The sequence below is a fragment of the Actinokineospora sp. genome (assembly GCF_050699995.1).
Lineage (GTDB): Bacteria > Actinomycetota > Actinomycetes > Mycobacteriales > Pseudonocardiaceae > Actinokineospora.
In genome coordinates this window covers 1-6146 of the sequence record NZ_JBOHGC010000436.1, presented here as the reverse complement: position 1 = coordinate 6146, position 6146 = coordinate 1, and the positions used below count along the sequence as shown (strand labels likewise).

Below are 6146 nucleotides of genomic sequence, written 5' to 3'. Positions count from 1 at the left end.
GTTGTAGTAAGCTCCCCCAAAGTCCACCAAAGTTCGATTTTGCACTTTGACCTGCGGGTTTGTACGCAGAGTAACCCTCTTGCTCTTGATTTGAGCGAGAGGGTTTTTTGCTGGTCAGGGGCTCTTTTCGGGTTGTAATTTCTTTAAGGTGTCTTGCCTGTGAGTGGCGTTGTTTAGGTCAGAGGTCGCCGCCCCGGGGTCTGAGGTTCCCCCCGTTACCCCCCCCGGTTACCCCCGGGAACCTCGCCCGGTCGTCTTGGCTCGAGCGATGGCTGTGTGTGCCCCACTCGCGGGGGAACATGGTGAGCCATAGCTGGGTCACGGTGGCCGCTGCTGCGATGTATGGCGGGATTTCTATGCCCTGGCTGGCAGTAAGTCGAGTCGCAGGTAGCGGTCCGGCCACGACTCTGGCAGCCGCGGGAGGTTGTCCGGCGGTTCGGTGTTGTCGCGTTCCAGCCACACGGATCGGATTGCGGTTGCCGTTTGCTTGGGTTCGAGCAGGTCGTGCTCGAGCAGAATGGCGAGGTCGACGAGGTCGCGGACCCGCGAGTTCTCACGTTCTCCGAAGTCGCGGAGCATGCCGTGGAACTTCTCCGCCGCATGCCGGTGGATGGCTGGCTGGCGGTGAAGATGAAGTGGTCGTGGTCGAGGTCAACGGCGAGGACGTCGATGAGTCGCTCGTGGAGGTCTGGTGCGCTGTTGACGCTGTCGCGCAGGCCGAGATCGACGTCCTTGGTCAGGCGCGCATCGTCGCGTACGCGAACCTCAAGTGCCATACCACCTTTGAGTACCCACTGCCCCGGCTTTGCCGCTTGCATGCGGGCGATGACGCGTTCGAACATCACCCGTCGACGTAGCCGGTCCAAGCTGACTCCGGTCTCGGCGGATCGTGCCAATAGCCGGCGCTCCAATGCGGTGCGGAGCGCCGGTGCCGATTGGTAGGTCATGGTGTCTCCGCTTGCTGGATGGCGCGTTCGATGTACAGCGCGGCGCGGGGGTCGAGGGTCTCGGCGTGGGAGCGGAGGCGGCGAGTGGTGACGAGGCCGCCGCGCCGCGCGTCGGCGATGGCGCGGGCAAACTGATCCTCATCCGCCGCGTTCGCGGCGATATCGATGAGCGTGCGCAGTGGCGTGGTCACCCGGTATCCCGAGCGTGCAACGACGTCATCGGGGGGAAGCTCGGCGTGGTGAAGCGCTACAGCCTCATTGCGCATGGTGAACCCGGGTGGAACCGTCAGATGGACATACCGTGATTCGAACTCGCCGATGCCATACACGGCCATGGCCGACTCGTGTGACACGATCGCTCGTCCTCGTGACCACAGGGTCCAGCGAGCGAGTTCGTCATGTACGCCTGGAACCCACTCAACCAAGCGGAACAGGCCGCGATCAACGCGCCACCAGTTACCAGCCAATGCGCCTGTCTGCAGCTTGCCGCTTCTGCTCAACGTGTTGCTGCTCGGCGGGGGTCGGGGAAGCCGAGGCTGACGTACCCGGGCGCGCGTTTGGCCAGTGACGAGGCCAGGACGCCGGTGTTGATGTCGTGGTAGTCGTGGACTTCGGCGGTGGCCTTGCCGGCGTGCGCGCGGAGGATCCGGCCCGCGTACTGGACGAGGCGTCCCTTGAACGCGATCGGTGCGGCGAGGAAGAGCGTGTCCAGTGCGGGGCAATCGAATCCTTCGCCGACAAATGGTCCAGTGGCAACGACCAGTAGTGGTATTCCGTCCGCGGGGCGGAGGCGGGTGAGGGCGTCGCGGCGGGCGGTCGTGGTCATGCCGCCGCGCAGCACGATCGGGTCGAGTGAGCGTCGTCGGAGTTCGTCGGCGAACCGTTCGACGTGGGTGGTCCACTGGGTGAGCAGCAGGCAGTGCCGACCCCGTTTCAGCGCAGCGACCACGTCGTCGACGACCTGGGTGAGGCGCGCGTCGTCGGCGACGAGATCGCGGTAGATGGCCGCCATCCCACCGGGCTTCGTCGGGTCGGCGTCACCGGCGTAGCGGTAGGCGGTGTCGTGCACGCGGAGCACGGGCATCGGGCGCTGCGCGGTCGTGTCCGATTCGAGTTGGGGTGTGTTGTCGTCGCCGGGGTGAGTGGAGTGGATGATGGTGTGCCGGATCGGGCCCAACTGGAGGGCTATCAAGTCGTCGAGCTTGTCGCGTCGGTACGGGGTGGCGGTGAGTCCGAGCCATCGGCGGGCCGGGATCTGCTTGACGGCGTGCTCGAACGCGGCCGCGGGGATGTGGTGACATTCGTCGACGACGACCAGCCCGTAGCCGCTGGTGAGTTCCTCGATGTCGGTCTTGCGAGCCAGGGTTTGCAGCATGACGACATCGATCACGCCGCGGGTTTTGCGGCGACCGCCGCCGAGTTGACCGGCTTTGACACCCAGCATTTCGCTGATGCGGGTGCGCCACTGGTCGGCCAGGGTCTTGCGGTCGACCAGCACGAGCGTGGAGGTCGCGTGGGTGGCGATGACCGCGCAGGCCATCACCGTCTTGCCCGCGCCCGGCGGTGCGACCAGCACACCGAGATCATGGTCGCGTAGATCGGCTACGGCGTCTTGCTGCTGACGGGTCAGCGTAGCGGCAAAGGTGAACTCCTTCGTCTCGCCGGCCTGCTGCTCGTCGATCACCTCGATGCGGCTGCCCGCCTGCTCGACCAGCGAGGCCACCCTGTCGTGCAGTCCCCGGGGCAGGATGAGCCCGCCATCGAGAGTTTCGTCGTAACTGCGCAGGAAGCGCGGTGTGTCCCACGTGGACATTCGGAGTCGCTGGCGCTCGTAGAACACCGGATTCGTCATCGACGCCGCGTGCTTCAGCGTCGCGTGCAACGCCGGGGTCAACTCCCCTGATTCCAGACGGATTCCCGAGCTGAGCCGGGCGTGCACGATGGGAGGTGCGGTGGTACGGATCCGAGTCGAGACTGCGGCACGGATCTTGTCGATGCCGGCGCCGACAGTGACTCCGCAGGCGCGGCGCGCGACCCGATTGACCTCGGCAGGGCTCATTCGGCCGAGCGAGGACAGGTACGCCCACTGGTCATCGTGTGGTTCCATCGTCGCCAGATCGAGGAACACCGTCGCGCCGTCCTGACGGGCCTTGCCGTGCAAAGGTGCGGCGATCAGATTCCCCACGCCACCCGTGGGCAGCACGTCCTGCGACGGGAAGAGCCGGTCGTAGCTGGCCAGGTCCATACGACCACGCACCGCCATCGCCTCCCGCAACAGGGCGGTACCAAGTCGGCGAGCCGTCTCCGCGGGAACGGGTGCAGTGAAGAAAACCCACGCATGCGCGCCCGCCCCCGAGCGCGAGACCTCCAGCGCTGCCGGCACCGACCACGCCCTGGCGGCCTTCAGGTAGGCCAGGGCATCCAGCATCGCCATTGGGCCGTCGAAGTCGGCCGCCAACCACCAGCACAGGTCGCCATCCAGCAGCGGATACAGCCCAACATGCACGTCCCCGGTCAGATGCGTCCGCATCATGTCCTTGCTCAGCGGCAGGTAGTCGCGGTCCTCGTGCCCGACGCCCTTGCGCCACCCGCCACGCACTGCTGGCAGCCAACCAGCTTTGCCAGTACGCGCGTTCTCCCATCGCGTGGCGTAGATGTCAGTGCGGGCGGCGAACAGGGCAGCGAAGAAATCGACCTTCACCTCCGGGGCAGATCGCCGGTCGACCGGACCGGGGTGCGCTTCGAAGAAGCCGGTCTGCACCGGGCCGGGCGGAGCCGCCTGTCTCGGTGTCAGCTCCAGCAGCCGCAACAACCGGGCGTTCTCCGTGCGCAACTGCGTTGTCAAAGTACGGAGCTCCGCGAGTTCCTCGGCGAGCCCCGCCGCCTTCGCTGCCTGGAGATCTTCTTCCACGGAACCCACCGTAGAGCGAATGGTCAGATGCCGGCTCGGTTGAAGCGTTCGATGAGGCTGGGTTTGCGCGTGTGTGCTTGCCGCAGCGCGAGGGTGCGCGAGGTGAATGCGTCGTCGTGATCCTCGCGTTCGGCGAGCGCTTGGAGATCGGTGAGCAGTGTGACAGCGGCGTCGTAGTCGGCAGGTTTGCGAGTGGCGATCAGTGCGTCGACGCGTGACCACGCGGTGTCTTCCTCCTCAGCCAGCTTGTCGAGTCGTCGGTCGCGAGCCAGGGCGAACGCTTGTTCCCGGCGTGCCTCGTCGTCGGCGTGCTGAGCGGCCAGCCGACGCTCACGGCCGGCTCGTCGCCGTGCCGTGTTGTCGAGCAGGTCGGCCACGGTCCGGCGGGCTGGGACGGGGATGATCGGAGCGGTGTCGCCACGGAAACGACGCAGCAACTCCATCCGCACCCGCGCCGCCTCACCCTGCGCCACCCGCGCCAAGAGCCGGTCCTTCTCGGCGACCGGCAGGCGAGCTACCCAAACGGCGAGGTCATCAGGATCGTCCGCCGTCTCGCCCAGCGGCGGAGAAGCCTGAGCCGCGATCGCGATCAGATCGTCGTCGAGGCGGAGAAAGTCGGCCAGCGCCCGCTGCGCGGCAGTGAGCGTGCCCAGCCCGGGCGGAACAGGTGGTTCGAGATCGTCGTCGACGTCGCGGTCGAAAACGTCTTCGTCGCGCTCCCATGCACCATAGGCTGCCAGCCATGCGAGGTAGAGCGGCCGGAGATCACCGGCGGCGAGTTCGGCACGAACTCCGATAATCGACGACAGCAAGGACTCGGGGTCGTAATCAAAGTCGAACTCACCAGCCTCGTCCTCGCTGGTGAAGTCGACCACGATGAAATCGCCCGCGAGCCAGGCGCTCGCTTCATCGCCGACGCGGTAGTCCTCGACGACATTGGGATCGAGCAGATCGCACGGCAGTCGAAGCATCACCCGGTGGGTACCCCAGTTCGCGACATACAGGTGCGCGTCGTAGTAGCGCTCCATCAGACGGCGCGGGTCGCCCTTGAAGTCGCCCCAGTGGTATTCGTTTACGAAGCCGGTCGAAGAGATCCGCGCCCGGGTGGACAGCGACCGGACCGCAGCTTGTTCGCCGTCGTCCAGTGGCCGGTCGATCGCCAGGAACTCGTAGTACTGGTACTCGCTCACAGTCCGTCCAGTTCGTCGGCATCGGTGAACGGCTTCGCCCGGAAACTCGAGTCGTCGCCCAGGTGGAAGAACAAATGGCCCTCGATCGTGTCGTCGTCGACCAGGACCGCCCAGCCGCGTCCGCTGACCTGATCGCCCTCGTCGACACCTTCCCAGGTGAACTCCACGCCGGGCCGGCCGTCCCGCTCGACCGGGCGGCAGTCCAGCCAACCCTGGACGGCGATGAAACCGAACTGGCCGGTCCCGTTCCGGGCGAACTCGACGTAACCCGGCTCGACCAGGTCGATCGCGTCGCGGTCCCAGCCACTCATCGCCACGATCCGCCATCGACCGGACATCCGGGCGCTGAACTTCGGAGCCCTTGCCATCGGATGTCAGCGTAGCGAACTCGGCGGGATCGATTCGACGGCCTGCCGTTTGACGGTGCACCGGAGAATCAAGACCGAGGTCGTCCGTGTGCGTCGCGAGTGCGGACGCCACGTCTCCGAAGGCAGTTCAGGACGGTGGTCGGATCGACGCCCAAATGTTCGCCGACCCGTGCGAGCGACCAGCCGAGCGCGTAAAGGTGGATGGCAGTGTCGACCTGATCGATGGCGAGGCTGCGGCGACGCATCGGCACGCCGTGCCGACGGAGGACGGCGCTCACTGTCCGCCGTGCGATGCCGAACCGGGCACCCAGCTCGTACACCGTCGCTCCAGCCTGGTAGCCGGCGATGAGTTCCTGAACTTGGTCGGTGTCGAGTTGGCGTGCCCGCCGTGGCTTGGAGCGGTCGACGGGCGGCGTGTGAATCGGTTTGGTGGGGTCTGGCAGCTTCCGGAGCAGGGCCTCCAGGGCTTCTACCTGGGATTTTGTGTTGTAATAAGCTCCCCCAAGCTCCACGCATAGGCGGCTCATGCTCATTGAGAGCATGAGCCGTTTGCGTTCCGCATCGTTTCTGGGGGGCGACCCCCCAGACCCCCACGGTGCGATCGGCGCGCCCGACCCGTGTGGGTCGCTCGGCTTCGCCATTGGTTTCGCGTCGAACGTTGCCCTGCGATTGGAACATCGACAATGGGGACATCGGGCCGGGGGTACAGCGAAGCCCCGCGAAGGTGTTC

Annotated in this window: 6 protein-coding genes and 1 pseudogene; all 7 read right to left on the bottom strand. The window is 66.1% G+C overall.

From position 1 onward, the window contains the following. Nucleotides 1-354: 354 nt before the first annotated feature. Nucleotides 355-579 carry a nucleotidyl transferase AbiEii/AbiGii toxin family protein gene (locus ACRDSQ_RS21960; protein WP_431423666.1) on the bottom strand — a complete coding sequence of 75 codons (225 nt, stop codon included), beginning with the start codon at nt 577-579 and terminating at the stop codon, nt 355-357. Between the two features lie 93 nt (nt 580-672). Next, nucleotides 673-776: pseudogene (locus ACRDSQ_RS21955) on the bottom strand (nucleotidyl transferase AbiEii/AbiGii toxin family protein); the annotation flags it as partial. Between the two features lie 167 nt (nt 777-943). After that, nucleotides 944-1447: a type IV toxin-antitoxin system AbiEi family antitoxin domain-containing protein gene (locus ACRDSQ_RS21950; protein WP_431423665.1), complete on the bottom strand. Its 504-nt coding sequence runs from the start codon at nt 1445-1447 to the stop codon at nt 944-946. Further along, on the bottom strand, nt 1444-3858 hold the full coding sequence (locus ACRDSQ_RS21945) for a TOTE conflict system archaeo-eukaryotic primase domain-containing protein (protein WP_431423663.1): 2415 nt from the start codon (nt 3856-3858) through the stop codon (nt 1444-1446). The genes ACRDSQ_RS21950 and ACRDSQ_RS21945 overlap by 4 nt, the downstream gene beginning before the upstream one ends. Before the next feature lie 23 nt (nt 3859-3881). Continuing rightward, nucleotides 3882-5048: a hypothetical protein gene (locus ACRDSQ_RS21940; RefSeq protein ID WP_431423661.1), complete on the bottom strand. Its 1167-nt coding sequence runs from the start codon at nt 5046-5048 to the stop codon at nt 3882-3884. Continuing rightward, nucleotides 5045-5416, bottom strand: coding sequence for a hypothetical protein (locus ACRDSQ_RS21935; protein WP_431423659.1), 372 nt, complete (start codon nt 5414-5416; stop codon nt 5045-5047). The genes ACRDSQ_RS21940 and ACRDSQ_RS21935 overlap by 4 nt, the downstream gene beginning before the upstream one ends. A gap of 68 nt (nt 5417-5484) precedes the next feature. Further along, nucleotides 5485-5949 carry a hypothetical protein gene (locus tag ACRDSQ_RS21930; protein WP_431423657.1) on the bottom strand — a complete coding sequence of 155 codons (465 nt, stop codon included), beginning with the start codon at nt 5947-5949 and terminating at the stop codon, nt 5485-5487. Between the last annotated feature and the right edge of the window lie 197 nt (nt 5950-6146).